We start from the raw sequence: 26,962 nt of genomic DNA, 5'->3' as shown, positions 1-26,962 counted from the left end.
GCGAACATGGATATTGAGCAATGGCTGCACGCCCTGGGACTCGAGCAGTACGCGCAAGCGTTCGCGGCTAACGACATCGATCTCTCGCTGCTCGCGCAGCTGACCGACGCGGATCTGCGGGAACTCGGCGTGCAGTCGCTCGGCCACCGCAAGCGCATCCTCGCTGCCGCCGCGCCGAAGCCGCCAGCCGCGGCTTTGCCCGTGGCGCAAACGGCGGTCGCCCCCCACGCGCTGGAGATCCCCGCGGACGAACGCCGGCAGGTCACCGTCCTGTTTGCCGATCTCTGCGGCTTCACCGCGCTTTCGCGTACGCTCGATCCCGAGGAGGTGCGCGCGCTGATCGGCCGCTTCACGGCGCTCGTCGACGGCATCGTGCTCGCCTGGGGCGGGACGACGGACAGGCATATCGGCGACGCGGTGATGGCACTGTTCGGCGCGCCGCGCGCGCACGAGACGGACACGCTGCGCGCCGCGCGCGCGGCGCTCGAGATCCATGAGGCGCTGACGCCATTGAGCCTGGAGGCGGCACGCACGTTGCAGGCCCATATCGGCATCGCGAGCGGCGAAGTCGTCGCCGGCGCGCTCGGCTGCGTCGACGCGCGCGACTACACCGTCACCGGCAGTCCGGTGAACCTGGCCGCGCGCCTGCAGGTCGCAGCGGCGGCCGGCGAGACCTGGCTCTCCGATGACGTGGCGCGCGCGCTTGGCGACGCCGCCGTCTGCGACGCGCTCGGCGAGCAGTGCTTCAAGGGCATCGACACGCCAGTGCGCGCATGGCGACTGCGCGCGATTTCGAGCGACCCGGCGAGCGAATCGGCGAAGACGGGTCAGAGCCTTTTCGTCGGACGCGAGGCCGAGCTCGAGCAGTTTCACGGTATCGTCCGCGCGTGCGTCGCGAGGCGGGCTGGCCACATCGTCCATGTGCGCGGCGAAGCGGGCATCGGCAAGACGCGTCTCGTCGACGAGATGCGCCGCCATGCGCAGTCGCAGGGCTTCGAGATCCATCGGGGCCTCGTGCTCGATTTCGGCGTGGGCAAGGGGCAGGATCCCGTGCACACGATCGCCGGCAGTCTGTTCGGTCTGCCGGCCGGCGCATCGAGCGACGCGCGGCGCGCCGCCGCCGCGCGATTCGCCGCTGAAGGCAGCCTCGAGGCCGGGCAGCATGCGTTCCTCCACGACCTTCTCGACCTGCCGCTCGCGGACGAATGGCGAACCGTCTACGACGCCATGGACCACGGCGCGCGCAAGCGCGGCAAGCAGGCGCTCGCCGCGAGACTGACCGGCGACGCCTGCAGGCGGGCCGCCACGCTGATCGTCGTAGAAGACCTCCATTGGGCCGAGCCCGAAATGCTCGACTATCTCTCGGCCTTCGCCTCGGGCATCGCGAACGGCCCGGGCCTGCTCGTGACGACCTCGCGCGTGGAAGGCGACCCGATCGATGCGGCGTGGCGCGCGCGCTGCCGCGACATCCCGTTCGCGACGATCGACCTCGGGCCCTTGCGCCAGGACGAAGCACTGAGCCTCGCAGGCAACTTCATCGACGCGACGCAACGGGTCGCGCTCGCCTGCATCGAGCGCGCGGGCGGCAACCCGCTGTTCCTCGAGCAGCTCTTGCGCAACGCCGAGGAAGGCAGCGGCAACGCCGTGCCAGGTTCGATCCGCAGCCTCGTGCTCGCGCGGATGGACCGGCTCGCGCCGCGCGACCGTCTGGCCTTCCAGGCGGCTGCCGTGATCGGGCAGCGGTTCGGCATCGCGTTGTTGCGACGGCTCATCGACGACCCCGGCTACGTCTGCGACGGCCTGCTCGCCAATGCGCTCGTGCTGCCGGAGGGCGAAGAGTTTCTGTTCGCCCACGCGCTGATCCAGGAGAGCGCCTATTCGACGCTGCTGCGTGCGCGCCGACGCGAGTTGCACCGCTGCGCGGCCGACTGGTTCGCGCACGGCGACCCCACGCTGCACGCCCAGCATCTCGACCGCGCCGAGGACGAACGCGCGCCGCAAGCCTACCTCGCCGCCGCGCTCGCGCAGCGCACGGCGCACCTGCTCGAGGCCGCGCTGCGCCTCGCCGAGCGGGGCCTCGAGATTGCCCAGAGCGAGACGGACCGCCACAGCCTGAGCTGCTGCAAGGGCGAACTGCAGCGCGACCTCGGCGACATCGCGGGATCGATCGCGACCTGGCGCGCGGCGCTCGCAGCCGCCCCCGACGACGCCAGTCTGTGCCGCTGCCAGCTAGGACTTGCGGAAGGCCTGCGTGTGAGCGAAGGCCTCGACGAAGCGCTGGACCTGATCGAGGCTGCGCAGCGGATCGCGGAGCGCGATGACCGGGTGGCCGAACTCGCGAGCCTTCACTATCTGCGCGGCAACATCTACTTCCCGCTCGGCAAGATCGATGCCTGCAGCACCGAACACGAACGCGGGCTCGACTATGCGCGCCGCCTCGGCCTGCCGGAGGCCGAGGCCCGCGCGCTCGGCGGCCTCGCCGATGCCGCCTACGCGCAAGGGCGGATGCGGACCGCGTTCCGCCATTTCAGCGATTGCGTGGCGTTGAGCCGCGAGCACGGGTGCGGCCGGATCGAAGTCGCCAATCTGTCGATGCAGGGCTTCAGCCGCATCTACCTGAACGAGCCGCGGCAGGCGCGCGAAGACGCCGTTGCCGCCGTTCGCGCCGCCGCGTTGATCGGGCAGCCGCGCGCGCAATTGCTGGGCGAGACGCTCGGCGTGTTCGCCTGCTACGAACTAGGCGATATGCCGGCTACGCAGGTCCATCTGGAGCAGGAAAAGCGCGTGATCCGGCAATTGGGCGCGCGCCGGTTCGAAGCGCAGAACCTGGAAATGCAGGGACGTGTCTGGCTCGCCGATGGACGCCGCGGCGAAGCCGTCGATGCGCTGCGCGAGGCGCTTGCGATCTCGCGCGAGGTCGGCACGCAATTCTCCGCGCCGAAGAATCTGAGCGCCCTCGCCCGCGCGGTCGACGATCATGACGAGCGCACGCGCCTGCTCGCAGAAGGCGCGGACCTGCTGCGCCTCGGCACGGTCGGCCACAACCATCTCTGGTTCTACCGCGACGCGATCGAGGCGATGCTGGCGGCCCGCGATCCGGCCGGCGTGCTGCGCTACGCGAGCGCATTGGAGGACTACACGCGGCACGAACCGCTGCCCTGGGCCGAGCTGTTCGCGGCACGCGCACGCGCGCTAGCGCGCGTCCTGCAGGCGCCCGCCGACGATGCCGCGCGAGGCGAGCTCGCGCGCGTGCGCACCGTGCTGCTGCAGACCGGCTTCCAGCAATACCTGGCTGCCGTCGATGCAGCGCTTGCTGCTTGAGGCATGCATACGGCCGAACACGCTTCGCCCAGGGCGTTCATTCCTTGTGCTCTTTGCGGAACGCAGCCTCGCCTGCATCCGATACCTCGACCCACTTCTTGTCGGGCGGCGCGTCTGCGGTGTAGCTGTCGTGCCAGTTCCACCACTTGTAGGTTGGGGTCTGGGGATAGCCCTCGGGCGAGTCCTCCCAGAGCTCCTGGCGACCCAGCGGCGTCATGTCGAGGTAGTTCCAGGTGCCCCCCATCTGTTCATCGCCGCGATTGTTGATGAAGTACGTACGGAATACGCGCTCGCCATCGCGGTAGAACACGTTCGTGCCGTGCCACTCGTCGACACCGAAGTCGGCGTCGAAGCTGTCCGTAATGGTGAACCATGGCATCTGCCAGCCCATGTGCGCCTTCAGTCGCGCGATGTCGGCCTGAGGCGCACGCGAGACGAAGACGAGCGTCGTGTCGCGGGCGTTCAGGTGAGCGACGTGGGCGACCTGATCCGCCACCATCGAGCAGCCCCGGCAGGCATGCTCGGGCCACCCGAACACGCCCGGTTCGAAGAAAGCGCGGTAGACGATCAGTTGACGCCGGCCGTCGAACAGATCCAGCAGACTGAGCTTGCCCGCGGGACCTTCGAATGCGTAGGCCTTCTCCACCGCCATCCAGGGCATTCGCCGGCGCTCGGCGGCCAGGGCGTCTCGAGCCCGGGTCAGCGCCTTTTCCTTTACTAACAACTGCTGGCGCGCTGCTTCCCACGCTTGCGATGAGACGACCGGTGGAGTGGCCATGGCGGGCTGGCCGCCTTTCCTTCCGTTTTCGGCTGATGAACTCATGGCTTTTGCGACCTCCTGAATAGGGCAAATTCCTGCGGCGCGATTGCGTCCGCTACGCGTCGCTCATTGGGTGACGTGAGTAGTTTGCTACCGGGAATCGGAAGTCGGGAGTAACAAGTGTGGCGGTATTCCGAGGGCGTGCTGAGTGCGGTCGCCGGGCCGGGTCCAGGTTGCCTCAATCCAGGGTCAATTACCTCGGCTCGAATACCGGGTACGAGGCCGTATCGATCAGCGACAGGGTATCGTCGCGCGAAAGCAGCCCGGATTCGTCGAGAATCTGCACGAGTGGCCGACCTTGCGCAACCGACTGTCGCGCCAGCTTGCTGACACGAGCATATCCAAGCTTCGGCACGAGCGCTGTGGCCACAGCCATCGAGTCCATCAGGTGTCGCTCATTGCATGCACCGTCGGCGGTGATGCCGGCGATACACTTCTGCGTGAATCTCTCGATGCCGTTGGTCAGCAGCATGATGCTGTCGAACACACGGGAGGCCACTACGGGCTCGAAGTGATTGATTTCCAGTTCTCCATACTGAACCGCCTGAGCCACTGCGACATCATTGCCGATAACGGCAAAGCTCAACTGGATCATCGCCATCGGCAGCACAGGATTCACCTTGCCCGGCATGATCGACGAGCCGGCCTGCGCCTCCGGCAAGCGCAACTCCCCAATTCCGCCCACGGGACCGGAGGAGAGCACCGTCAGGTCCGATGCAATTTTCGCAATGGACGCCGCACAGGTGCGAAGCTCACCCGAAACGCGCGAGAACACGTCCATGTTCTGCATCGCGTCGAACGAGTTTGCCGGCGCGACATAGTCGACGCCTGCGATATCCGCGAGGTGCCGGTAGACCGCAGTTCGATACCCGGCCGGTGCACCAAATCCCGTACCGATAGCCGTACCACCGAGCGGCAGCGTACGCAGCTTGTCGCGAACCGCCATCAGTTCTTCCGCGAGACGTCGTGTGAGCGACGCGTAACCGCCGAAAAGCTGACCGAGACGCATCGGCTGCGCATCCTGCAGACAGGTACGGCCGAGGTGAAGGACGTCGGCAAACTCGATAGCCTTCTGATCGAACTGCGCAGCCAGTTTTTCCACTTCCGCAATGAGCGGTCCGAGCATTGCGTAGGTCGCAATCTTCAGCGCAGCGGGATACACGTCGTTCGTGGACTGCGAGCGGTTGACATGATCGTTGGGATGGATCACGTCGTACGAGCCCGGCGCGTGACCCAAAAGCTGCTGCGCCCGATTGGCGATCACCTCGTTGAAGTTCATGTTCGTCGACGTTCCACCCGAGCCCTCGAGCAGATCGACGATCAGTGAGTCACGAAACTTGCCTTCGATGATTTCCTGACACGCACGGCTGATTGCGTCGCATTGTTCCGGCGTGATGACATCGGTGTCCCGGTTCGCGAGCGCGGCCGCCCATTTGCACTGCGCGAAAGCCACCGCGAACGCCGGGTAGTGAGCAATGCTGAGAGGAGAAACCGTCAGATTGTCGACGCCCCTCACCGAGTTGACGCCATACAATTTCTCGACCGGAATTTCGACTTCACCAACGTAATCGCGTTCGGTACGCGTTTCAGCTTTGGCTTGACTGTTCATTTGAGTTCCTGTTTCCAATATCAATCAGTTGTTCAATTTCCTGACCGAGAGCCTTTTTCACTCGCGGGAGGAACGATGTTTTGATCACTTCGGACGCCGTGTCGCATGCATCTTCGAAAAACGCGCTGTATTCGTCGCGCCGCGCTACCAGATACAGCGACCGTTCGAGGCCCAGTCTGTCGACAACGTGGCGAGTCACTCCATCCGCGTAAGCCGCACCCTGAAGCAGACACATCGGCGAGGTCACGGCCCAGCCGATGCCTTCGGCCACCATCGATGTCAGCGCGTCGGCGTTGTCGAGCTCGAGCCTCGTCGGCGTACGCACTTCAATTCGACGCAGATAGCGCTCGATCTGCATGCCGACCTGCGATTTGCGGTTAAAGCGCACGATGGGCAATGCGTCCGCCAGGGCCCGGATGTCCTCCACGGTGCGGACCGACTTGCGGAAATCCCGCGGCGTGATGACAAAGTACTTCTCGGAGAGGAGCCGGAAGCGCACTACGTCATTGGCGTCGATCAACGCGTCGCTCGTGACGATGAGGTCCAGGTCGCGCCGCAGCAGCGCCTCGCCTTGCTGCGGGCTCAATCCCGTACGGATCGACAGTTGCGATACCTTCTCCAGCAGCCGCTTCGTAAGAGCCGAGCCGCAGGTAGCAGCGAACGAGTCGACAAACCCGATGCGAAGATCAGGCTTGATGCCGCGCCCCGCTTCGACGACCTGGGCCTTCAGATTGGCGATCTCCTCGCTGAGCACCGCTCCGCGGTTCCTCAATGCGATGCCGTATGGCGTCAACGCGAGCGGACGGGTCGTACGATTGACCAGCACGACCCCCAGTTCGTCCTCCAGCTGGCGGACGATCTGCGAGACACCCGATTGGGAAATGCCCATGCGTGCGGCCGCCCCGGACATGCTGCCTTCCTCCGCCACTGCGACGAAGACCTGCACCGCATACATATCGATCGGCTTGTTGAGCGACACGATGAACTCTCCCATAGTTACTGTCAGCAGACGTTGCCACGAGTGCGCCAACGTGGGAGCGTCACACGCCAGGCCTTCAGTGGCGATGTCCCGCTGTATGCAGGCTCACGTTCGGTGCGCCGTCCGCCGCCGGCTCGTTGCTGCCCTGACCAGAACCCATATCCGAAAGACTCTCTTTGCCGGTTTCCGGTGCGAACAAATGACAGAACACGCCGCCGAACACCAATACGGCCACGCACACGCCGAGCGCTGCGTGAATGCCAACCTGTTGCACGGCCACGGGCAGAAGAAACGTACTGATCGCGGAACCGAAGCGGCTGGAGGCAACGGCGAGCCCGACGCCTGACGCGCGCAGGTGGGTCGGGAAAAGCTCTGGCGGATAGACGAATTCGAGGTTCGCGGCGGCCGAGAGAATACAGGCGAAAATGCCAAATGCGAGGATTGTGCCGAGCGGACCGAATCCGGCGTAGGCGAGCACCGCCAGTCCGATCGCTGCGAGATAGAAGCTACCAATGAGAAACGCGCGGCGCGAGAGTCTGTCGACGATTAGCAATCCAAAGATCGCTCCGGCGAACAGCAGCACGTTATAAACGAGTCCACCGACAAAGCCGTCCTTGACCTGCAAGGCTTGCAGTACCTTCGGCGAAAAGGTACCGAGCGCAAAGTATGGAATGACCTGGCACGTGTAGAAAACGCAGCCGACCAGGGTGTTCTTTCTCCAACGGGTCGAGAGCAGTTCCGACCACGCACCACGACGTCGCTCGGGCGCGGCTGTCGGTGCGGGCAGAATGGTCTCCGGACCGAACTTTGCACGGATGATCTTCAGTGCCTCGTCCTTCCGGCCGCGCTTCATCAGCCACATGGGCGACTCGGGTACGCCGAGCCGGAACGGGAGAATGAGCAGTGCCGGCAGTCCACTCGCAGCCAGCATGATCCGCCAGGCGTCGGGGCCGATATCGCGAATGGCAAAGCCCGCGAGATACGCGCAGACGTAACCCGCTGCCCAGGCTGCTGCGAGCACACTCAGGAGACGGCCGCGATAGCGGCGTGGGGAAAACTCCGTGACGAGCGATTTGCTTACGACGTAGTCGGCGCCGAGAATCAAACCAAGCAGCACGCGCAACACCAGCAGCTGGGTCGGCGACGTCACAAAGAATTGCGCTGCAGAAATCGCCGCAAACAGCAGCATGTCGAAGGCGAAAATGGTGCGCCGGCCATATCTGTCCGCCACGGGCCCGGCAAACATGCTGCCAAAAAACAAGCCGGCAAGGGACGCCGCACCGAGTGCGCCCATCCAGAGCGCGTTCAGGTGCAGAGCTCCCGCCGCCATGCTCACCGCGATGCCGATGATGCCCAGCACGAAACCGTCGCTGAACTGTCCGCCTGTGCCGCTGAACGCCACGCGCAAGTGGAAACCGCGCAGCGGAACGTCCTCCATCAATATCGGCTTGCTCACTTTCGTCTCCTGGACTCTGGTTGTCAGCGAGGCGCCTGCCTGCGCCTTCTGAAACCAGTGTAGGGACTCGGATTCAAGAAAACAGCATATCCGGTGTCAGTATCAGCAACTCTAATACTATGTCACGCGGAGGTTGAAGTGGGGCAGTTCAACGTACGCCAACCGGTCGAGGCTCGAGCCGGGTCCGGCTTCGGGCCTCATGGAACGACATGCGGCGCGGCGGTGTGCTTTGGCAGCACCGTCGCGCCTGAACGAATCATCTTCACCGGCCCTGAGCCGGCAAAAGCCATTCAAAACTCGTGGAGCATTGCCTGGATACTCGCCGGATCTTTGGTCGTCGTCAGCGCGAGCATCAGCAGAATGCGGGCCTTTTGGGGGTTCAGATCGTCACCGAGAAGACCCACATAGGCCGGATCTTCCGGTATGAAGCCGCCCCCGGTGCGGGAAGAGCGGACCACAATCACCCCCTGGGCGATCGCCTTCTTGATGGACGGAAGAGTGAGAAGCGATTCGCTGCCTGCTCCAACGCCTGCGACGACAATGCCCTTTGCTCCGTGCGCGACTGCGGCGTCGTAGATGTAGCCGCCGTCATTCTGATAGCCGTAGACAATATCGACTTCCGGCAGAGAATCGAGCTTCGACACGTCAAATGGCGTTGCAGTGGTATTGCGTTTCAGCACGGACGTTTCGAAGTGAGGAACCTCGTCCACCAGCGTGCCCAGGTAGCCGGCGTCGTTTCCCTTGAACGTATCCGGTGTCGTGCCGTTGGTCTTCGTGGTGTAGCGAGCCGAGCCGATCCGGTCGTTCAGCACGATCATGACGCCGTGGCCACGCGCCTCCGGCGAGGCCGCAACCGTGACTGCCTGCAGGAGGTTGCTCGGACCATCGGCGCTGATGGCCGTCGACGGACGCATCGATCCGGTGACTACCACGGGCTTGTCGCTCTTGACGACGAGATCGAGAAAATAGGCCGTTTCCTCGAGGGTATCGGTGCCGTGAGTCACCACGACACCTGCGATGTCCGGCTGAGCGAGAAGCTGATTCACGCGCTTCGCCAGTTTCAGGAGGATATCGTTGGTGATGTTCTCACTCCCGACATTCGAAATCTGTTCGCCGGACACCTGTGCAATCTTGCCCAGTGACGGGACTGATCTGAGAAGCGCATCGGCCGTCAGGACGCCGGGCTTGTAGCCCGTCGTCTGCGTCTCACTGCCCGCGGTACCTGCGATCGTGCCGCCGGTTGCCAGCACCGCTACGTGGGGCAGTTTATCGGGGGATGTGGATTGCGCCATGGCCGGGGCCACTGAGAACAGGCAGAGTGCAAGCCCGGCTAGAAGCCGGCCTAAGTCGTTGCTCATATGAGCGCGGTTGTGTTTCACGGGATGTCTCCAGATTGGAAGAGTGAAACTCTGGATAGCCATCGAGATTGGCGTATCGCTGAAGACGAGTGTAGTGACACATTCAGGAAATCAAATCAGGCACGGGCTATCATTAAGGAAACTGATAGTGCGGTGCACGGAAGATGAAGATGTGCGCATTCCCCGCGCTGCTCGCGCATGCGTAGTCTCGACGCACAAAAAACAGCTGCGTTGCGTCCAAGCGGTCGTTGAAGCCCTCGTGCGATCCCCTGATGTCCAGGAGAAATGTATTTTCTCGAACGCTAAAGCAATCGCCCCTCTGGAGATGACATCGAAAGGCGGTGGATGATGGCGTCGACGGCCTGCTCGACAGAAACGTTAGCTGTGTCGACAACGAGATGCTCAGATGCCCATGCTTCATATTGGCGTTCAAGCACGCTCTTCCACGTCGGCAGCTTGTGGCCCGGAATATCGGCTCGCCGTCCCTCGACCCTCAAACGGTGCGTCGTCGTATCAGAACAAACCAACTCAATCTCGAAGATTTGAACACCGGCTTCGAGCGCGACACTTCGCCAGGCGCTGCGCGTCATATGCAACGCGTTGACCGAGTCGGCGACGACGGTCAAACCAAGGCGCAAATTATCTTTCGCAACTCCATATCCGGCCAGATATCCGGCAGGTCCGATATCCGCCGCTGCGCCCGCGGCCTCGATGAATGCCTGTTCCAACGTATCGATGCGCAGATAGACCGCGGCCAGTTTGCGAGCAAGTGTTTGCGCTATGGTTGTTTTTCCGGTGCCCGGTAGTCCCCCGAAGGCAATCAGCATTTTCGACGCTCTCAATATTCGAATATTGGCTGATTGTCGCAGGATTTCTGTCGCGACTTCCAGTGTCCGCTCCTGGCGGATCTCCGCTGCCCGCCGCAGCTCAGGCGTGACGGTCGTCGTGCGGCACACCCGCAGCCGTGGGCCCCGACAATTTGCAGACAGAGTCAGGACTATCCGTGACGCGGAGGTAATACCTTGCGAGCGGTCGTTGAGAGGCCGAGCAAGCGAGGGGCCGGAGTCTGTCGGGACAGTGCCATCGCTCCCGGCACGCAAGTGTCGGTACCTGAGGTGTTGAATCAGTTGTCGTCGCTTCTGGACGGGAGATGCTCGTGAGGCTCGGGCTCTGCCGCGTCGGCGTCAGGAAGGTCGTCCGGGGCCGGATTTTTCAGGCCCTTTGGATCGGGCTGCCGCGTTGTGCCGGCGGAGGTTGGCGCGGGGTTGAGGGGGGTGCCGGTCGGCTCACTGGATGGATTCGACGTCATGATGTGCTCCTGCGCTGATGAATACATCTCCCGATCATGATAGTACGCCTGGTGGCCTTAAGCCGATGCCCCGATTCCGGTTGGACTTACTGGCTTTGCCAATCTTTGGCCATCGCCCGACGAATGAGCGGCGGCACAGAGTCGCTCAGCGACCGTTGCACTGCATGCTCGATGGAATTGCCAGATCGAGTGAGACGATTCCTGCGACCTCAGCGTGCCACCGGGGACAGCGTGTTGGCGTCGCGGGCCAGAAGCCAGCGGCCATCGGGCTGTTTGCGGTACAGGGTCATCCGATGACCGGCCAGCTCCGTTGCTTCTCCGCCGGCGCGCGGTGTCACAGATAAGGAATCCCGGCACAGTGTGTAGGCGACTTCGCCGACGATCACGACCTCTTCCAACTCGCTGATGCAGCGGATCCGGGATTGTTGGTGGGCGGCCGAGAAGCCGACGTGGAATCGCTCCCGGCCGATGGGCGCTCGACCCGGATTTAAAAACACGACATCGTCCGCCATCAAGGTGAGCAAGCGGAAAAGATCGCCCGCGTTGACTGCATCAATCCAGGTTGTGTGCACCTCACGAATAGCGCGTTCATCGGATTCCATCTGGAACCTCCATTGCCAAAACAGTTCGATTACGACGACCATCAGGGCGTCGGTCAGCATCGATCGCCATCCAGGTCGGGAGCGCGGCATTATCCGAGGCTGTCGAACTTCCCGGTCTGAGGATAAATGGTTTCGCCGCGATTCAGCATGCCGATGAACTCCTCGATCTTGCGCACCGGTGTTGCGGGCTTTTTGGCATTCTGCATCCGAAACAGGATAGCGTAGCGGTTGCGGGCGACGATGACGCCTGCTTGCCCGGTCACCATCAACTTCCGGGCGAGCCTGCCGTTATAACGGTGCAGCAAACCGAAGGGCACGGCCCCTTCTTCTTTCAGGGTCATGTCGACGCACTCAAGCGTCAACCAGCAGCCAGTACGGCTCGCGCAAGAAACGGGGCCGGACGTGAGTAAACCGCAGACAATCATCAGCAGTGTTGAGCCGGCATGGCTTCATACTTTCGCGCCGCGCGGGCTCCCACTCCCGAGCATCCTGATGGCCACAGAGTCGAGCCCCGTTCTAATTCGCCCGACCTCGGAAGAAGACTGGCAAATCTTGAAGACGGTCCTCCTTGCCGCGCTGCTTGACAGCCCAACGGCGTTCGGTCTGAATTACGCCACCGCGGCTGCGTATAGCGAGCAGCAATGGCGCGAATGCGCTTCAGGTCAGACGCAGCCGCAATATCTGGTAGCCATGGTGCAAGGGCAAGCAGTCGGTCTTATCGGCGATGCGATAAGCCGCACGCGCGAATACAACCTGATTGCCATGTGGGTTCATTCGAAGTGCCGGGGTTTGGGAATTGCAAGTCGCCTGGTCAATGCAATCCAGGCGCGCGCGATTGAACGCGGACAGCGAAGAGTCGTGTTGAGAGTCTCACCAGACAACGCCCGCGCTGTAGGTCTCTATCGCCGACATGGTTTCCAGTTCTTGCCCGAACGAGAAGCGCTAGCCAATCAGCCCGGCATCAGCGTGCAGAAAATGGAATGGAATAGCGGTGGCTGACTGTCGGTGCGATATCTCACCGAGAGGGTCCAGACAGGCAAAACCGGGGATGGAAACGCCCTTGCTGGATTCGCGGCTCATCGGGTCAGCCGGCGTGCAGATGACTCGATCCTTGCGCTAGTATGGAAGGGCAAAAAGATGGATCGAAGACAGCGCGCCGGCCCGGTGCTGACGTCACCTGCCCGCTTTGCCCTGCTATTCAGCCGCTAGCATCGCCGCGTTCAGACGGAGGTCGACATGAACGAACAATCCGTGCTCGGTATCATCCATGCGCAGGAACTACTGATGGTGTCCCTCATCCGCGTACTCCCGCCCGACGAGCGGCGCAAAGTTTCCGAGGAGTTCCACCGCCAGGTCGAGCTAGCCGAAGCGCCGCATCTGAGTGACGGCCATCACCGCGAGATGACCGAAGCGTTCAAGGCGCATATCCGCAAGCTGTCGATCTTGCTGGCATCGTTGAGTTGATCGGGCCGACGTTCGCGCCACCGTCAACAGCCACGAAACGCGCCCGTCATGCACTGACCGTCGCCGCGTTCGCCCGGGCGTGGCGAGCCACGCCCGATCCAATGCGCCACGCCCCGTGGTTGTATCATTCACTAGCTCTTCTGGTCTCCCCATTGGCAATCGGACTACGTCGCTAGCTTTTTCAACGCGACAAGCTGCCTGAAACATCCACCGAACCAGCTGAGGTACCGCCGTGAAATGCAACCTGCTATTTCTGCTCCTCGCCCTTGCCGCATGCTCGCAAATACCCGACGCGCAAAGCCCGGCGCCTTCAACGAGCGCGTCGACTGCTGCCGGCGCGAGCGCGGTACCGGCGATCGAACCTGGGATCCTCAGTCAGTATCACTGGCAACTCGGCGACGCGTTTGACAGCAAAGGCATGCGCATTGATGCGTTGTTTGCCCGTGCAGAAAAGCCCGTGCAACTGGACTTCAGCGCCGACCGGCTAAACGTAGTCAATAGCTGCAACAATATGGGCGCCAGTTACAGTGTCAAGAAAGGACGGCTGCAGATTGGCCAGATGGTGAGCACCATGATGGCTTGCCCTGACGCCGCTCGCGCCGCCCTCGACGACGCCATTGCCAGGCGCCTGCATGGCAGCCTCGACGTGAGCCTGCTGGCCCGTGGCGATACCCCCCGCATGCAACTGGTTACGGATAGCGGCGACACGCTGACATTTATCGGCGTGCCCACTGCTCAGACCCGTTTCGGCGGACCGGGTGAAACGACCTTCCTCGAAGTGGCCGCGCAATCGGTGCAGTGCCACCATCCGCTCATTCCGGACAAGCAATGTCTGCTGGTGCGTGAGCGCCACTTCGACGAGCACGGTTTGCCAACCGGAACACCTGGCGCATGGCAACCGCTGTATCAGGAAATCGAAGGCTATGCCCATACGCCTGGAATGCGCGATGTACTGCGCGTCAAGCGCTATACCATCAAGAACCCGCCCGCCGACGGACCAGCGATTGCGTACGTGCTGGACATAGTGGTTGAATCGGAAAAGGTGGAGAACTAGCTTTCCCGACCCGTCAGTTTCAGCACTCGGCCTTTCACCACCGGCATCCCACCCGGATCAGTCGGGCTAGTCCTGCGCAATCCACCACAACCGCGCAGGCAAGTTCGACGATGGTGACGAGCCCTACCGCTCCCGGGTGCTGCAACGCGTGATCGCCAGGGGCATCCTCCCCAACGGCACCGAGCTGTCCCCGCTGGATTCTCTTCCCCCAGATGTTGCGAATCCGGCGGATTACAGGGCACTCAGTCGAGCGGCACGGTGAGGCGGTCGATGACCGCGGCCGTCAACGGCCGCACGCCGCGCCACCATGCAAAGGCTTCGGCCGCCTGTTCGACCAGCATGCCCACGCCGTCGGCGACACCGTGTACGCCGGCGTTGCGCGCGAGCCGCAGGAACGGCGTGAGCCGCTTTCCGTACGCAAGTTCGTAGGCAGTGCCCTCCGGGCTGAACACGCCCGGAGGGACGGGTGGCAGGTCGCCCGTCAAGCTTGCGGACGTCGCGTTGACCACAAGGTCGAAGCGGCCTCGCGTCGCGAGATCACCATAGCCGCAGACGCGTAAGCCCGTACCGCGCGAGCCGACCTGGGCGACCAGCGCGCAGCCTTTGGACACATCGCGGTTGGCGACGACCAGTTCGGCGGGCCCCGCGGCGAGAAACGGCAGCAGCGCGCCGCGCGCTGCGCCGCCCGCGCCGAGCATCAGCACGCGTTTGCCGGCAAGCGGGACGCCAAGATTGACTTCGATATCGCGCAACAAGCCAATGCCGTCGAAATTCTCGGCAACGATCCGGCCGCTCTCGAACTTGAGCGCATTGGCGGCACCCGCCAGTGTCGCGCGCTCGCTGCGCGCGTCGGCGAGCGCGAAGGCCTTGAGCTTGAACGGTGCGGTGACGTTCATGCCCTTGCCGCCATCCGCAGCGAACTGGCGCACGGCCCTCGCGAAGCCATCGTCAGGGTCGAGCGGACCTTCGATTGCGACGTAGGACATCGCCTGTTGCGTCGCTTCGGCAAACAGGCGGTGAATCAAGGGTGATTTCGTGTGTCCGATCGGGTGGCCGATCACTGCATACGGGTCAGTCATGGTGTCTCACTTCGCGTAGAGAACGCCTTCGCATTGCATCGCGTCGATCTCGGCAGCGGAAAAGCCGAGCGATTGCGCGACCTCCGTGTTGTGCTGTCCGAGATCCGGCGCGACGTCGCGAATGGTCGTGTCGCAATCAGAAAAGCGGAAAGGCAGGTTGGGCAAACGCAGCGTTCCATAGCGCGGGTGATGCTGCTCGACCACCATGCCGCGCGCCTGGATCTGCGGATCGTCGAGCACCTCGTCGATGCGCTGCACCTTTGCGCAAGGCACATCGATGCCATCCAGCAGTTCGAGCACCTGCGCGACGGGCCGCGCGGCGACCCACGGCTGCACGACAGACAGAATCGCTTGCCGGTGCGTGTTGCGGCCGACGCTATCGTAGAAGCGCATATCGCTGCCGAATCCGGCGGGCCCGCCGTGCGTTTCGATCAGCGCGGCGAAGCGCTTCCACGCGTCGTCCACCTGTGCCGCGATCACGAGGTCGCCGTCCGCGGCGCGAAACACGCCATAGAGCGTCGAGGTCGGCATGTCTTGCCCCGTCTGCTCCGGCAGCACGCCTCGAAGCGTGTAGCACTGCACCGCGTATTCGTGCATCGAGACGAGCGTGTCGTAGAGCGCCATGTCGATGTGCTGGCCGCGGCCGCTCTTCGCGCGTCCGAGCAGCGCCGCGTTGATCGCCGCCACCGCGTGAATGCCCGTGTACATGTCGCCGAGCGAAATGCGCAGCAACGGCGGCGGCTCGCCCGGCGTGCCCACCATCTGCATGATGCCGCTCTTCGCCTCCGCGATCAGCCCGAATCCGGCGCGATGCGCGTCGGGGCCCGTATGGCCGTATGCCGAGATCGAGCAATAGACGAGGCGCGGATTGCGTGCGGATAACTCGGCATAGCCCAGTCCGAGCTTGTCCAGCGCGCCGGGACGGTAATTCTCGACGAACACATCCGCCGAATCGCACAAGCGGCGCATGAACTCCTTGCCGCGCGCATCTTTCATGTTGACGCTGACGCCGCGCTTGCCCATGTTCAGTTGCAGGAAATAGCCGCTTTGCTGGCCGTCCAGCACGGTCGCGTGCTGGCGTCCTGGGTCACCGCTGCCCGGACGCTCGACCTTGATGACTTCGGCGCCGAGCGCAGCGAGACAGCGGCCTACGTAGGGACCGGCGAGGAAGTGGCTGTAGTCGACCACGCGAATGCCTTCGAGAGGACGGCCCTGCATCAGTACGCTCCCGGCCGACGCAGCACCATCAGACGATGTTCGCCGCGCTGAACCACCTGGTTATCCTGATTGATCAGTTCGGAGGGCAGCACGGCGATGCCCCAGCCAGGGCGGCTGTTGCTCGGCCGCATGGCGCCGACGCGAAATTTCACGTGCAACACATCGTCGACCTTGATTGGCAGCAGAAAATCCCACGTCCACCCGAGCGACATACCGGGCAGAAAGCGATAGTCGCTCTGTGTCTTGAGGCCGTCGGCAATCGACAGACCGAAAAGCCCATGCGCGACCAGGCAGCCGAAGTGGCTCGCTTTGGCGTATGCCTCGTTCACATGCACGGGCGTATGGTCGCCCGTGAGGTCGGCGTAGGCGAGGATGCGTTCCTTCGTCACGGTGTAGCTCGGGCTCACGCACTCGTCGCCTTCGCGGGCGTCGTCCCAGTACTTCTCGATGATCGTCATGCTTACGCCTCCGCGCGCGGGTTGATGATCAGCGCCTGCGCAACACAGGACGCGGGTTTGGCTTGAATCAGTTCGACGGCGAGGCCGCCGGGCAGACGCAGCCAGTTGCGCCCTTGCGGCAATTCGCTGACGCCAAAGGCATGGGCCGCTGCCAAAGCGGCTTCGAGGTCTTCGCACATGACGCCCAGATGCGCGAGGCGCCCTTCGGGGCCATCGTGTTGCGGCGCATGAATGAACTGAAGACCGCCGAGCGTCCAATACTGGCGCGGCGCGTCGACGGTGCCGTCGACTTCGCGCATGGTCATGCCGAGCACGTCTTCGAAGAAGCGGATATGCCAACGGATGTCGTTCACCCAGATCGCGACATGCTCCAGGTAAGCCTTCGAGCCGCTCATGCCGTCGCCTCCTTGCGCGCTTCATCGGCCATCGCGCGCTCGATGCCCTTGATGCAGGCCACCAGCGTCGCGTTGACGGGCGTCGGCACGCCGAGCCGTTGTCCCCAGCGCACCACCGAACCGTTAATGAAATCGATCTCGGTGACCGAGGCTTTTTCGAGGCTTTGCAGCATCGACGTCTTGAACGCAGGAGACAGACCTGCGGCCGCGAGTGTCCAGGCCTGCTCGGGGTCCGTCATCGAGAGCCTGATGCCGGCCGCCTGTGCCGCCGCGATTGCCTCGGATACGGCCGCGAGGGCCGTCGCTTTCAGCAGCGGCTCGTCATAGAGCTGGCCGTAAGTGAGGCGCGTAATGCCGGTAATCGCGCCCGTAGCGACGTTGACGAGCAGCTTGTCCCACATCGTGCCCATGATGTTGTCGCTGACGATGGTCAGCAGCCCCGCTGCGTTGAAGGCCTCGGCGATCGTCTTCGCACGGCGCGTGAGTTGGCCATCCAGTTCGCCGATATACGTCGCCTTGCCGGTGACACCCGACTGGATACGCCCCGGACCGCGCAACACGCCGCCCACATACGTCTTGCCCGCCAGCACGCGCTCGCGGCCCACGATATCGGCGAGCACGTCTTCATGCCCGAGGCCGTTCTGCAGCGACAGCACGAGCGTATCGGGCCCGATCAGCGCGAGTGCGCCGCGCATCGCCGCGTCGGTGTGGAAGGACTTGACCAGCACGATCACCACGTCGGCTGCGCCGATTTCGCTCGCCTGGGTCGCGGCGCGCACTGCGATGCGCCGCGTGCCTTTGTCGTCGTCGACCTGCAGACCGTCGCGGAGCATCGTTTCGACATGGACGGGCGAACGGTCCAGCAGCCAGGTTTCGTGGCCACCTTCCGTGAGTGCGGCGCCGATCGCGCAACCTAGTGCACCGGCGCCGAGAATTGCAATCTTCACAGGGTTTCTCCTTGACGTATAGGCACACGATAGGAGTCGCCGCTCATATCGACAATGCAATGACTACAATGACGTCATTGCACCAGACAATAATGCTCGCTACGCCATGATGCCGACCGATTTGCCTGATCTGAAGCTGCTACAGCTGTTCGACCTTCTGTATGACGCGCGCAGCGTCACGCGCGTTGCCGGGCAACTGGGGCAAAGCCAACCCACCATCAGCATCTGGCTCGGGCGCCTGCGTGAGTATCTGCAGGACCCGCTTTTCATCCGCACCCCCGGCGGCATGGCGCCGACCCCGCAGGCCGATGCGCTGATCGGGCCTTGCCGCGAGATTCTCGAATCGCTCAGGCGCTTCGCCGCGTGGGAGATCACGTTCGATCCGGCGACCGCGCAGCGGCGCTTTCGCATCTGCATGACGGACGCGAGCCACATCACGCTGCTGCCGAGACTGCTCGCGCACGTACGCGCCCAGGCGCCCGGCATCCGGCTCGAGGCAGCGGGAATCGACGGCAACACGGAACGGGCGCTGGAGTCGGGCGAAGCCGATCTGGCTATCGGCTATGTGCCCTGGCTAAGCGGCGGCATCTACCAGCAACAGCTTTATCAACAGAATTGGGTGTGTCTGACGAATCGGCACCATCCGCGCGTTCGCGCGCGGCTCGATTTGAAGCAGTACCGCTCGGAGGGACACGTCGCGATCGAATCGGGCACGGGTGCGCAATTGCTCGAACAGGCGCTGGCGCGCGAGCGGGTCGAGCGTGACGTCGTGCTGCAGCTGCCCGGGTTCCTGGGGCTCGGCACGATCGTCCAGACAACCGATCTGATTGCCACGCTGCCTCGCCACATTGGCGAAACCCTGGCGCAGGCCAACGATCTGGCAGTCCATTCGTGCCCGATTCCCGTGGATGGTTTCGCCGTCCGGCAACATTGGCATGCCCGGTATCATCACGAGGCCGGGAATCGCTGGCTGCGTGGCGTGGTTCTTCAGCTGTTTGGAGTGTCGCCGTGAAAATGACACTAAGGCGCCGTCGATCCGGCGGCTCTCTCGACCCGTGATGGGACGACATCTGTGCCGACACGGCGTATCGAGGCCCGATACGATTTCATGGCATCATCGTGCGGACCTTCACACAACCTGAGGAGCGACACGATGGCGACCTATATTGTCTTCACGAAGGAAAGCACGCAGGATCAGAGTGAGCTCGATATCTACCAAAGCAATGTGGGTGCGACCTTCAAAGGTCATCCGGTCAAGATTCTCGCTGCCTACGGACCACAGCAGGTTCTCGAGGGCGAAGCGCCCGAGGGTGTCGTGATAGTAGAGTTTCCGTCGACTGAGGCTGCGCGTGCGTGGTACGACAGCCCGGCGTATCAGGAAGCCGCGCAGCACCGCTTCAAGGGCGCGCGCTATCGCGCCGTTCTTGTCGAAGGCGTGTGACAATCTCGACGTAACCATCGATGTGCATGCGCTCGCCTGCCATCGCGATGAGCTGCCCTCGTTCGCGGATTCCGATGTCGTTGCCCGTCTCGTGCGTGCGTCTGGCGAAAGGACCTCGCCCTGTATAGCGTTGCACGAGCCGCCACATTGCGGTCTCCGCGGGCTGGAGACATTCGAAATGAATTCTTCGCTGCGCCTGCCACGAAAGCGTCAGTAGCCGTCGCGTAGTAAACGAGCGAAATCACGTCAGTCATTTGCCCACCCATCGCCGCCAGCACGTCGCGAATATTCTCGAGAACCTTGCGCACCTGTAACGCACCGAACGGCGACCAGACATCTGGAAGATTCACGTTGGGCGCCGCCTGCGCGACGCCCAACGTATTCAAGGCGCTGCCGCGATACCGAACACGTGCAACTTGCCTTCGCTGGACTGCCTTGGCAATGTCACGCTCGCCACCAGCTTGCCGGGTGTCAGCGGCACCGACTGCGCAAACAGATAAGTCTTGACGCCGTCGGTCGAACCGTTGCCGCCATTGCGATACCCGGTGGTCAACGCGATCGGGTCCACCGGCGCCGCGCTGCCTCCATTGAGAGTCCAGTCGTCAAGGGCGAGCGTGAACGGCGTGGTCGTCCCGTCTGTATAGGTCACGAGCGCGGCTCCCGAGCCTGGGCCGTTGTTGGCCGAACCCAGCAGAACCAGCGAGTGACCGGTCGTGCCGGGCGGCATCGCAATCGTCTGTCCTACCGCCACCGCGTTATCGAGCGGTCCATTCGACAGAACGAAGCTTGCTCCGCCGACAACGAACGGCTTGCCCGGCGCGGCGCCGGCCGCAGCCAATGCAGTCGACGAGTAGCTGAACAGAGAGCCGTCGAAATCCGAACCGAGGCCGTCGGTGTCGGTGCTGCCGTCGGCGCTGATGCCGTGGTTGTTGAAAGCATCCGCCACGTTGCGCGCGACCGGCACCCCGTAGGACGGAGGCGCATCGGCCGGGTTCGCGCCCCACTGCGAAGGTGACGAACCCATCGCAAAGTTCAGCGTCGCGCCATTGGCGAGTGCGTCAACGTCCAGCCAGGAACGATTGTGAGCGCTGCCATTGACGGTGAGCCCCTGCACATAATTCGCGCTGGGCGCGCCGGGTGCATTGATGCGCAACGTCTTGCCGTTGCCGAGATGAACGACGATCGAGGAGAATTGCGGGCTGCCGATCGCAAAGCCCCCGACGCCCGGGATCTCCGGATAAAGGCCCAGCGCGCCCCACACATACCAGCCCGACACGGCGCCCAGGTCGTCATTGCCGGGCAAACCGTTCGGCCCCGTGCCAAAGGCGCTCGCCATGATCTGCTGGACGACATTCTGCGTGCCCGATGGCGAACCCGCCCAGTTATACAGCCAGGGCACCTCGAAGGTCGGCTCGTTGCCCATATAGAAGTTGGGCAGCGTCGTCCCCGCATTCAGCACGGTAAAGAACGTGTTCAGCCGCGACACCACCGGCGTATTTCCGCCCAATTGCGCGAACAAGCCAGTCGGGTTGAACGGCACCATCCATGTGTACTGCTCAGCGTTGCCCTCCACGTAGTTGTCGGTGCTGCCCTGGTTCTCCGGAATCCACGTGCCGTCGGAGTTGCGTCCGGCAATAAGAGGCGGCGTCAGGGAAGTGTTGAGCAGGTTCTGCCAGTAGCCCGAGCGGCTACGCAGCATTTTCTGGATCGCCGTGTTGCCCAGTGCTCCGGCAAACTGTGAGATCGCGAAATCGCTGCTGCCGTACTCCAGCGTGGACGAAGCCTGCCCCCATTCACCGTTCGTGATGTAGCCGAACTGTAGATAGCTGGCGCGCCCGCCGTTGGTCGTCACGCCGTTGCAGGCGGTGCCGGGAATGTTGGCCATCTGGATCATATGCCTCAAGGCGCCCGCCGTATCGAACTTGCGCGCACCGAAGGCATACGCGCCCGCCACGATAATCGAGCCGGCGTCGCCCGGCATCACGCCGTCTTCGACGTTGTCATTCACCCAATGTGGAATGGCCCCGCACTGATCCGCATCGTTGACGAGCGACTGCGCCATATCGCTCGTTTCCTCAGGAAACAGCGTGGCTTTGAGCGGTATCAGCGAACGATAGATGTCCCAACCCGAAAAGCTGGTGTACTGCGCAGCATGGCCAGCGCTGACCTGATGGACCTTCTGGTCGAAGCCGATATATTGGCCATTCACATCGCTGAATACGCTCGGTGCCCATGATGCGTGATAGAAGGCCGTGTAGAACTTCGTCAACGCCGTGGTATCGCTACTGCTCACCTGAATGGTGTTGAGGCGCTGATTCCATATCGCATCGGCAACCTTCTTGACGCCATCAAAATCCCATGAAGGATTTTCTGCCTGGAGATTATTTTTGGCGTTTGCGACGCTCACATATGAAATGCCGATTTTCATCAATACTGTGGCGCCTTTTCCGAAATTCATCACGGCAACGCCATTGTTAAAGGATGATGTCTTTACAAATGGCTGACTGAACTCCGCATAAAAGTACACCGGAACATTCGTTGAATTACCGCAAAAGTGGCCTCCCGTGGTACTGCCCGAAATGGTTCTCGCGTCGACCTGCGCGACCGAACCGGCTACGCTCGTCTGCGTGTTTGTATACGTCGTGTTGAGCACGAGCGTCGAAGGCTGATTGTCAGGATACGTGAAGCGGCCAAAGCCGGTACGCAGGGTTGCAGTCAACTCGACCTTCACCTGGTTATCGAGCAGTACCGCATAGGCGCCCGCTACCGACTTCTCGTTGGTATGGCTAAACGTCTGCGCGAGCGGCCTGGTGGCATCGAGCGTCGGCATGACGGGGAATTCGCCGTCATTTCCCGAACAACCGGCACCGCTCATATGTGTGAGACTGAAACTCTGGATCGAGCCGATGTCGTAGTAGTAACCGGCCGGCGAACCGGGCTCCGCGCTGTTCGAGGGAGCCGAGGTGGTATTCGTATCGGGTGCCCACTGCACCATGCCGTTCGGCAGGCCCGCCGCGGGTACGACACTGCCAGCCTGCCCTGCTGGCACGGGGTTGGGAGAGTTGCTGGCCAACGTGCCGATCAGCGGGATGACATACCGCGTCAATTGCATGGTGCCATGATCGGAAACGGGAATTTGCTCGGCGGCAGCGACAGCCGCGTTCGCACTGCTGGAGCCGGTACTGGAACTAACCTGAGCTGCTGCCTTAAGCTGGTCAGCCGCGACAGCGGCGGAGCCGGACTGGCCTGGACTATCTCCTCCACAACCCGCCAAAGAACCAATGATGATCGTGGCGGCCGCAAGACGGCGTAAATCTATCATGGCTGTCTCCTGAGTATCACTACGCGTATCTGGTTTTGTTTAGTTATCCTGTTTATCCATGTGGCATGTGGTATCTGGCTGGAAGTCATGCTATACGAGACATTTGAATCGCGTCAATTGATTATCTGTTGGCGTTTTGTGTTTATCAGAAATTACTAAACAAGTGAATTCATGACGCAACTTCACGTGTTAGTCGCTGCGCATAATCGGTCCAACATGCAGGAGCATGTTCACATGCGACGACGACTGAGTTCAGGCGTGTCATATTTTCACGCAACCGCGCATCTTCGCTAAAAGTGCCGGAACGGTGGCAGGAACACTCGATGCGTGGCGTTCTCATCAACCCCAAAGGCAGGAGCGAGCACATGATTGAACCTACTGACTTTCTGGCCATGACGACTGCCCTACGCGACGGTTATCGCAATGAGGTCGTCACGACGGTCAACGATCACGACATTCATGTCAGCGCGATGGAGGTGCCGTACTTCTGGCATTTTCATCCCGACTCCGATGAGACGTTCATCGGAATCGAGGGCGTATTGCTCATTGACTTTGAAGAAGGGACAACGGAGTTGCGCGCGGGTCAGTTGCTGACCATCCCCGCAGGCGTGCGCCACCGCACGCGCCCGGCCGGTGCACGCTCGATCAACCTGACGGTGGAAAGGGCCAATGCCAAGACGATCCGCTGTGACGCACCCCGCGAAGGGTGACTTCATTGCCGTTCGAACGGCGGGGCAATCGATGCCTCAGGCCTGTCCGGCAAATCGAAGTCGCTGGTAGGACTACCAGGTAATACGCAGCGGCAATAATGGGCGCTGCACTAGCGGCAAACGCCCGCGCCATCGCGCCTCATACGCCCAGAACGTCCTGAAGCCGCTGAATCACCTCCGGCCATCCTTTGCCCATGCCCTGGAAGGCTGCCTTGCCGAGCGGCGAATCGAGGTCGAAGCCCTTGTGCTCGAGTGACAGGCGGGTACCGCTTCCTTCGGGTTCGAGCCGCCAGGTGATCGTCGTGTTCAGCGTGCCGGGTGCGAACGAATAGTACAACAGCCGTTCATGCTCGACGGCGACGACCTCGCAGGGCTGCAGGCCCCACGGTCCCATATCCAGCATGAAGCGATGCCCGACAACCGCGCGCACATCGCCAGCAGCCCACCATCTGGCGTGAATCGCAGGGTCGGTCAGTGCAGTCCAGACCTTGGCCGGCGAGTGCGGAATGAAGCGAGTGAGCTGGATGAGTCCGGGTTCTGTCATTGCGTGTCCTTGCCGAGTATTTCAGTGAGTGCATCGAGGCGCTGCTCCCAATACTGCTCGAACGGATGCAGCCACTCTGAGTGTGCGGAAAGCCCGCCCCGTGGGCGTTACACCAGCACCATTGCAAAGGGTCAAATAGTGCTTGCGCTGCATCGCAAGAACTCACTATGCGTCCAGGTCAAGTATGGGATGTATCCGATTGGAGCCGGTTTTCGATCTCCGTCATAAACCATTGCGTCCGCAACCAGGTCCCCGACACTCTTCTAAATACCTCCACGCAATCGATTTCACCAGTCAATCGCCAATAACTATTAAAACGACAACAAACTCGATGCGCGCCGTGTGAACTGTTTCACTAGGGAGCAAAGCGCACCGCGAACGTCTCCCGTTCGCACGTTGCTCCCTTGCAGGTGCAGCTCGTATGGACTAACCATCAACAGAGCTCATGAATTCGATTCCCCGAATTCGCTCTCAGCTGTCCGTATAGCTTCATCGCAGTCACCCAACCGTTGCTCCGACGCCAAGGTGACAAGCCAAGAAATGACCCGTTCAAGATAGGCCGGACGGGATTCAACCAGTTCCACCAAAACGCTCTCAAACGGTCTGTTCCGGCTGGATACTCGACAAAAACCTGCTCTTTCGAGAATGGCCCCTCGAGTAGCTCTAATCGGGGGTTCAGTCGATATTAGTCCATGGAACGCCTCGCGAATCTGGTCGGAGGTTGGTTGCTTCAGCCGAACCGCCCCTTTCGTTCGCCCAGGTGACCGGTGGCTGCGATTAAATGTGCCGTCGGAAAAGGCCGATGTCAGCAGGGCCAGAACGCTATCGAAACTATTTTTGCGTCATGGCTTTCACGACGTCCTGCGTCGTGACGACGGCATGTGCGAGAAACGCGTAGTTGACCAGCGCGGCTCTATAACCGTCGCCCCACGTCGGATGGCGGGGCCCAGCTGTGGCATCGGCGACGACGGCTACCTCGAAACCCTGCTCGATCAGATCGCGCAGATGAGCCTCGACACACATGTTGGCCAGCATGCCGCCCAGTACGACTTTCTGCACATTGTGCTTCCGAAGTTGCAGCGTAAGGTCGTTGGTCTGTGGACCGAAAACCTTGTGTGGGCTCACGACGATAGTTTCGCCATCGTCGATGAACGGCTTGAATTCTTCCAGCCAGTCGGCACCCGATTTTTCGAACCCGCTCAGGTTTAGCGCTCCTGTGCGTGCGAACGTTCCCGTCTCGAACTCGCCCGCCTCGAGCGGGCCATTAAATTGCCATCGACGGTCAGTCGGATAGAAGTAATGGGGGGAGATGAAAACACTGAACTTTCCCGTTTTCGCCGCCTTGAAGATTGCCAGCATATTTTCGACGGTCCGGTTTTCCGTCACGCTTGTGCCCAGGACGCCCCAGTTCTTCCCGTTTGGGCTGAGTACGTCGTTTTGTGGATCGGTGAACACCACCGCGGTGTCGGCGGGATCGTAGTTCATAATGCGCACTCCAGTGAACGGATGACGGGACGCGTGCGTCAGAACGGCTTTGTCGGAGCGGAACTTCAACGTTGGGTCAACAACGCCGCCTGAGCAACCACGTCTACGTTTTAGTTCATCGCGCCTACTTTTGCGTTGGAGCCGCAGGTTGAGCGAAGGACGCCGAAAATGACGAGACTCGAGCGTTATGAAACGTCGACGTGGTTTATTCCAGGGTCACGGCAAGCCGGCGTAGCGAGGTCGCGACGGTCGATAATGGCCGCCGCACATGAACTCAATTTGCGGACCGTCTTTGAAAGGGGCAAATGGCCGAAACGCGGCGAGTTTCTGCCATCCGTCACTGTCGGGCGAGCGTCGCTTCATGGCCCGACCGCCGCCGGCCGTGGACGGCTCAGCTCGACCCGCAACGGTCGGCCGTCGTCTCTCAACTCTATGGCCGCTTTGTGCGCACAACAGACCGCCGCTGGCTCTGCAACCCTCCTGCGACGATCCCTCCAGCAGAGCAGTGGACCACGCATTTGCAGAGTGCTTCGCGAACGTAGTCGCTTCAACTTGCGGCGTCGCTGCACCGACCAAGAATGCAAACCTACGCGGCCGGCCCAACTCTCTGTGGCACTGCAATACGTAGATCGACAATAAGAAATTAAGCGTTTTTCTCTGTTATAAACGCCCCTTGCTGTGTCGATCTTTTCTTTTTAATTGACCTCATTGCCTCGCCATACGACTCACAGTCCTTTCAACCACGCAATTAAAGTTCGTTGATCACTAGACGAAAGGTTGAAAAAGAGGCTTCGAGATTCAGTGGCCTCACCCAGATGGCGTGAGATTGCATCGATAATTGTATCGGCGGACGCGTCATGCATATAGGGAGGACCGAAAGAATTTAATCCCCACAGCGGACTAGTGCGAATTTTCAGTCCAGATCCAATATCATGTACCCGAAGGTCTGTATATGCGGTCACAATTTGGCTCCGAAGGGGGGGCGGCGCGTCCCTCCCAGTGTTAAAAGTCGCTGTATGACACGCAATACACTGGCTCTTTTCGAACAGCCTCAATCCAGCTGTCGGTTGTTCGTGATGCGGAGGAGCGGCCAGAAACCGAACAAAGCTAACTACATCCTCTAATTCGCGCTCGGAGATATCCACACGACAATTTTTGCTTTTATCTGTAACGATTTGAGTCGCGCACTCATCGATCGACGATACTCCAAGTTCTGCAGCAAAAGCATGCGCAACAACCGAACGAAGGGTCGTGCGCTCAGCAAGTTGTCCAAAGATAGGCCGTCGGTGACCGAGGCTATTCAGATTTTCGGCATTTTCGATTAGCCCTATACCCATCAACGGCGGTGTTCTCCGTTTAGCGATGTGTGTATCCGACGGGGTAGGATTATG

At 61.8% G+C, this 26,962-nt stretch carries 23 protein-coding genes and 2 pseudogenes; 7 read left to right on the top strand and 18 right to left on the bottom strand.

Features of this window, described 5'->3' with window-relative positions; all coding sequences use genetic code 11:
• The first annotated feature begins 6 nt into the window (after positions 1-6).
• Complete coding sequence (locus tag AB3X99_RS19530; protein ID WP_368617839.1) at positions 7-3,321, top strand: adenylate/guanylate cyclase domain-containing protein; 3,315 nt, start codon at positions 7-9, stop codon at positions 3,319-3,321.
• Between the two features lie 37 nt (positions 3,322-3,358).
• Here the strand turns inward: AB3X99_RS19530 and AB3X99_RS19525 are convergent, their stop codons facing one another.
• From AB3X99_RS19525 to AB3X99_RS19490, 8 genes and pseudogenes are all read right to left on the bottom strand, one after another.
• Entirely contained in the window at positions 3,359-4,144 is a 786-nt protein-coding gene (locus tag AB3X99_RS19525; RefSeq protein ID WP_342946029.1) for a DUF899 domain-containing protein, read from the bottom strand.
• A gap of 190 nt (positions 4,145-4,334) precedes the next feature.
• A complete protein-coding gene (locus AB3X99_RS19520; protein ID WP_368617838.1) occupies positions 4,335-5,750 on the bottom strand; it encodes an aspartate ammonia-lyase in 1,416 nt (471 codons plus the stop codon).
• On the bottom strand, positions 5,728-6,729 hold the full coding sequence (locus AB3X99_RS19515) for a LysR family transcriptional regulator (RefSeq protein WP_368617837.1): 1,002 nt from the start codon (positions 6,727-6,729) through the stop codon (positions 5,728-5,730). The genes AB3X99_RS19520 and AB3X99_RS19515 overlap by 23 nt, the downstream gene beginning before the upstream one ends.
• Positions 6,730-6,805: 76 nt before the next feature.
• Positions 6,806-8,185 (bottom strand): MFS transporter, encoded by a 1,380-nt coding sequence (locus AB3X99_RS19510; RefSeq protein ID WP_368617836.1) that lies wholly within the window; start codon positions 8,183-8,185, stop codon positions 6,806-6,808.
• 290 nt (positions 8,186-8,475) lie between these two features.
• A complete protein-coding gene (locus AB3X99_RS19505) occupies positions 8,476-9,564 on the bottom strand; it encodes an asparaginase (RefSeq protein WP_342946025.1) in 1,089 nt (362 codons plus the stop codon).
• Between the two features lie 281 nt (positions 9,565-9,845).
• A complete protein-coding gene (locus tag AB3X99_RS19500) occupies positions 9,846-10,370 on the bottom strand; it encodes an AAA family ATPase (RefSeq protein WP_368617835.1) in 525 nt (174 codons plus the stop codon).
• A 691-nt stretch (positions 10,371-11,061) separates the two neighbouring features.
• A complete protein-coding gene (locus tag AB3X99_RS19495) occupies positions 11,062-11,514 on the bottom strand; it encodes an SgcJ/EcaC family oxidoreductase (protein ID WP_368617834.1) in 453 nt (150 codons plus the stop codon).
• 29 nt (positions 11,515-11,543) lie between these two features.
• Positions 11,544-11,687 (bottom strand): annotated as a pseudogene (locus AB3X99_RS19490) (YdeI/OmpD-associated family protein); the annotation flags it as partial.
• A gap of 259 nt (positions 11,688-11,946) precedes the next feature.
• On the opposite strand from AB3X99_RS19490, the gene AB3X99_RS19485 reads away from it, so the two are divergent.
• From AB3X99_RS19485 to AB3X99_RS19475, 3 genes are all read left to right on the top strand, one after another.
• On the top strand, positions 11,947-12,453 hold the full coding sequence (locus AB3X99_RS19485; protein WP_368617833.1) for an N-acetyltransferase family protein: 507 nt from the start codon (positions 11,947-11,949) through the stop codon (positions 12,451-12,453).
• A 237-nt stretch (positions 12,454-12,690) separates the two neighbouring features.
• Positions 12,691-12,918, top strand: a complete 228-nt coding sequence (locus AB3X99_RS19480; protein ID WP_069262027.1) for a hypothetical protein — start codon at positions 12,691-12,693, stop codon at positions 12,916-12,918.
• Positions 12,919-13,150: 232 nt separating this feature from the next.
• Complete coding sequence (locus AB3X99_RS19475; RefSeq protein ID WP_368617832.1) at positions 13,151-13,972, top strand: DUF4377 domain-containing protein; 822 nt, start codon at positions 13,151-13,153, stop codon at positions 13,970-13,972.
• 242 nt (positions 13,973-14,214) lie between these two features.
• On the opposite strand, the gene aroE is transcribed toward AB3X99_RS19475, so the two are convergent.
• Genes aroE through AB3X99_RS19450 form a run of 5 tightly spaced genes read right to left on the bottom strand, consistent with a single transcriptional unit; the run spans position 14,215 to position 18,069 of the window.
• On the bottom strand, positions 14,215-15,051 hold the full coding sequence (gene aroE, locus AB3X99_RS19470; RefSeq protein WP_368617831.1) for a shikimate dehydrogenase: 837 nt from the start codon (positions 15,049-15,051) through the stop codon (positions 14,215-14,217).
• A gap of 6 nt (positions 15,052-15,057) precedes the next feature.
• On the bottom strand, positions 15,058-16,269 hold the full coding sequence (locus AB3X99_RS19465; RefSeq protein WP_368617830.1) for a CaiB/BaiF CoA transferase family protein: 1,212 nt from the start codon (positions 16,267-16,269) through the stop codon (positions 15,058-15,060).
• Entirely contained in the window at positions 16,269-16,727 is a 459-nt protein-coding gene (locus AB3X99_RS19460) for a MaoC family dehydratase (RefSeq protein ID WP_368604776.1), read from the bottom strand. Before AB3X99_RS19460 ends, AB3X99_RS19465 begins: the two co-directional genes overlap by 1 nt.
• Positions 16,728-16,729: 2 nt before the next feature.
• Positions 16,730-17,122 (bottom strand): VOC family protein, encoded by a 393-nt coding sequence (locus tag AB3X99_RS19455; RefSeq protein WP_368604775.1) that lies wholly within the window; start codon positions 17,120-17,122, stop codon positions 16,730-16,732.
• Positions 17,119-18,069 carry a ketopantoate reductase family protein gene (locus AB3X99_RS19450; protein ID WP_368617829.1) on the bottom strand — a complete coding sequence of 317 codons (951 nt, stop codon included), beginning with the start codon at positions 18,067-18,069 and terminating at the stop codon, positions 17,119-17,121. Before AB3X99_RS19450 ends, AB3X99_RS19455 begins: the two co-directional genes overlap by 4 nt.
• 106 nt (positions 18,070-18,175) lie before the next feature.
• Between AB3X99_RS19450 and AB3X99_RS19445 the strand changes: the two genes are divergently transcribed.
• Both AB3X99_RS19445 and AB3X99_RS19440 read left to right on the top strand, forming a co-directional pair.
• Positions 18,176-19,081 carry a LysR family transcriptional regulator gene (locus AB3X99_RS19445; protein WP_368617828.1) on the top strand — a complete coding sequence of 302 codons (906 nt, stop codon included), beginning with the start codon at positions 18,176-18,178 and terminating at the stop codon, positions 19,079-19,081.
• Between the two features lie 141 nt (positions 19,082-19,222).
• Complete coding sequence (locus AB3X99_RS19440) at positions 19,223-19,510, top strand: DUF1330 domain-containing protein (RefSeq protein WP_069262035.1); 288 nt, start codon at positions 19,223-19,225, stop codon at positions 19,508-19,510.
• A gap of 176 nt (positions 19,511-19,686) precedes the next feature.
• On the opposite strand, the pseudogene AB3X99_RS19435 reads toward AB3X99_RS19440, so the two are convergent.
• Both AB3X99_RS19435 and AB3X99_RS19430 read right to left on the bottom strand, forming a co-directional pair.
• Positions 19,687-19,821, bottom strand: a pseudogene (locus tag AB3X99_RS19435) (RidA family protein); the annotation flags it as partial.
• Between the two features lie 71 nt (positions 19,822-19,892).
• Positions 19,893-22,832 carry a GH92 family glycosyl hydrolase gene (locus AB3X99_RS19430; protein ID WP_368617827.1) on the bottom strand — a complete coding sequence of 980 codons (2,940 nt, stop codon included), beginning with the start codon at positions 22,830-22,832 and terminating at the stop codon, positions 19,893-19,895.
• 365 nt (positions 22,833-23,197) lie between these two features.
• On the opposite strand from AB3X99_RS19430, the gene AB3X99_RS19425 reads away from it, so the two are divergent.
• Positions 23,198-23,542 carry a cupin domain-containing protein gene (locus AB3X99_RS19425; RefSeq protein ID WP_368617826.1) on the top strand — a complete coding sequence of 115 codons (345 nt, stop codon included), beginning with the start codon at positions 23,198-23,200 and terminating at the stop codon, positions 23,540-23,542.
• A gap of 139 nt (positions 23,543-23,681) precedes the next feature.
• Here the strand turns inward: AB3X99_RS19425 and AB3X99_RS19420 are convergent, their stop codons facing one another.
• The 3 genes from AB3X99_RS19420 to AB3X99_RS19410 form a co-directional block, all read right to left on the bottom strand.
• Positions 23,682-24,086, bottom strand: coding sequence for an SRPBCC domain-containing protein (locus tag AB3X99_RS19420; RefSeq protein ID WP_368617825.1), 405 nt, complete (start codon positions 24,084-24,086; stop codon positions 23,682-23,684).
• Between the two features lie 831 nt (positions 24,087-24,917).
• Positions 24,918-25,571: an isochorismatase family protein gene (locus AB3X99_RS19415; protein ID WP_368617824.1), complete on the bottom strand. Its 654-nt coding sequence runs from the start codon at positions 25,569-25,571 to the stop codon at positions 24,918-24,920.
• A 725-nt stretch (positions 25,572-26,296) separates the two neighbouring features.
• A complete protein-coding gene (locus AB3X99_RS19410; protein WP_368617983.1) occupies positions 26,297-26,908 on the bottom strand; it encodes a di-heme oxidoredictase family protein in 612 nt (203 codons plus the stop codon).
• Positions 26,909-26,962 lie beyond the last annotated feature (54 nt).

It is taken from the genome of Paraburkholderia sp. BR10882, assembly GCF_040948855.1.
GTDB classification, from domain to species: domain Bacteria; phylum Pseudomonadota; class Gammaproteobacteria; order Burkholderiales; family Burkholderiaceae; genus Paraburkholderia; species Paraburkholderia nodosa_A.
The sequence above is the reverse complement of the archived record's forward strand: the minus strand, read 5'-3'. Positions and strand labels throughout refer to the sequence as shown.

Bases quoted from the DNA above. Each gene is read 5' to 3' on its own strand.
- AB3X99_RS19530 (WP_368617839.1), top strand. From the start codon at position 7: ATGGATATTGAGCAATGGCTGCACGCCCTGGGACTCGAGCAGTACGCG.
- AB3X99_RS19525 (WP_342946029.1), bottom strand. From the start codon at position 4,144: ATGAGTTCATCAGCCGAAAACGGAAGGAAAGGCGGCCAGCCCGCCATG.
- AB3X99_RS19520 (WP_368617838.1), bottom strand. From the start codon at position 5,750: ATGAACAGTCAAGCCAAAGCTGAAACGCGTACCGAACGCGATTACGTT.
- AB3X99_RS19500 (WP_368617835.1), bottom strand. From the start codon at position 10,370: ATGCTGATTGCCTTCGGGGGACTACCGGGCACCGGAAAAACAACCATA.
- AB3X99_RS19495 (WP_368617834.1), bottom strand. From the start codon at position 11,514: ATGCTGACCGACGCCCTGATGGTCGTCGTAATCGAACTGTTTTGGCAA.
- AB3X99_RS19485 (WP_368617833.1), top strand. From the start codon at position 11,947: ATGGCCACAGAGTCGAGCCCCGTTCTAATTCGCCCGACCTCGGAAGAA.
- AB3X99_RS19480 (WP_069262027.1), top strand. From the start codon at position 12,691: ATGAACGAACAATCCGTGCTCGGTATCATCCATGCGCAGGAACTACTG.
- aroE (WP_368617831.1), bottom strand. From the start codon at position 15,051: ATGACTGACCCGTATGCAGTGATCGGCCACCCGATCGGACACACGAAA.
- AB3X99_RS19465 (WP_368617830.1), bottom strand. From the start codon at position 16,269: ATGCAGGGCCGTCCTCTCGAAGGCATTCGCGTGGTCGACTACAGCCAC.
- AB3X99_RS19460 (WP_368604776.1), bottom strand. From the start codon at position 16,727: ATGACGATCATCGAGAAGTACTGGGACGACGCCCGCGAAGGCGACGAG.
- AB3X99_RS19455 (WP_368604775.1), bottom strand. From the start codon at position 17,122: ATGAGCGGCTCGAAGGCTTACCTGGAGCATGTCGCGATCTGGGTGAAC.
- AB3X99_RS19445 (WP_368617828.1), top strand. From the start codon at position 18,176: ATGATGCCGACCGATTTGCCTGATCTGAAGCTGCTACAGCTGTTCGAC.
- AB3X99_RS19440 (WP_069262035.1), top strand. From the start codon at position 19,223: ATGGCGACCTATATTGTCTTCACGAAGGAAAGCACGCAGGATCAGAGT.
- AB3X99_RS19430 (WP_368617827.1), bottom strand. From the start codon at position 22,832: ATGATAGATTTACGCCGTCTTGCGGCCGCCACGATCATCATTGGTTCT.
- AB3X99_RS19425 (WP_368617826.1), top strand. From the start codon at position 23,198: ATGATTGAACCTACTGACTTTCTGGCCATGACGACTGCCCTACGCGAC.
- AB3X99_RS19420 (WP_368617825.1), bottom strand. From the start codon at position 24,086: ATGACAGAACCCGGACTCATCCAGCTCACTCGCTTCATTCCGCACTCG.
- AB3X99_RS19415 (WP_368617824.1), bottom strand. From the start codon at position 25,571: ATGAACTACGATCCCGCCGACACCGCGGTGGTGTTCACCGATCCACAA.
- AB3X99_RS19410 (WP_368617983.1), bottom strand. From the start codon at position 26,908: ATGGGTATAGGGCTAATCGAAAATGCCGAAAATCTGAATAGCCTCGGT.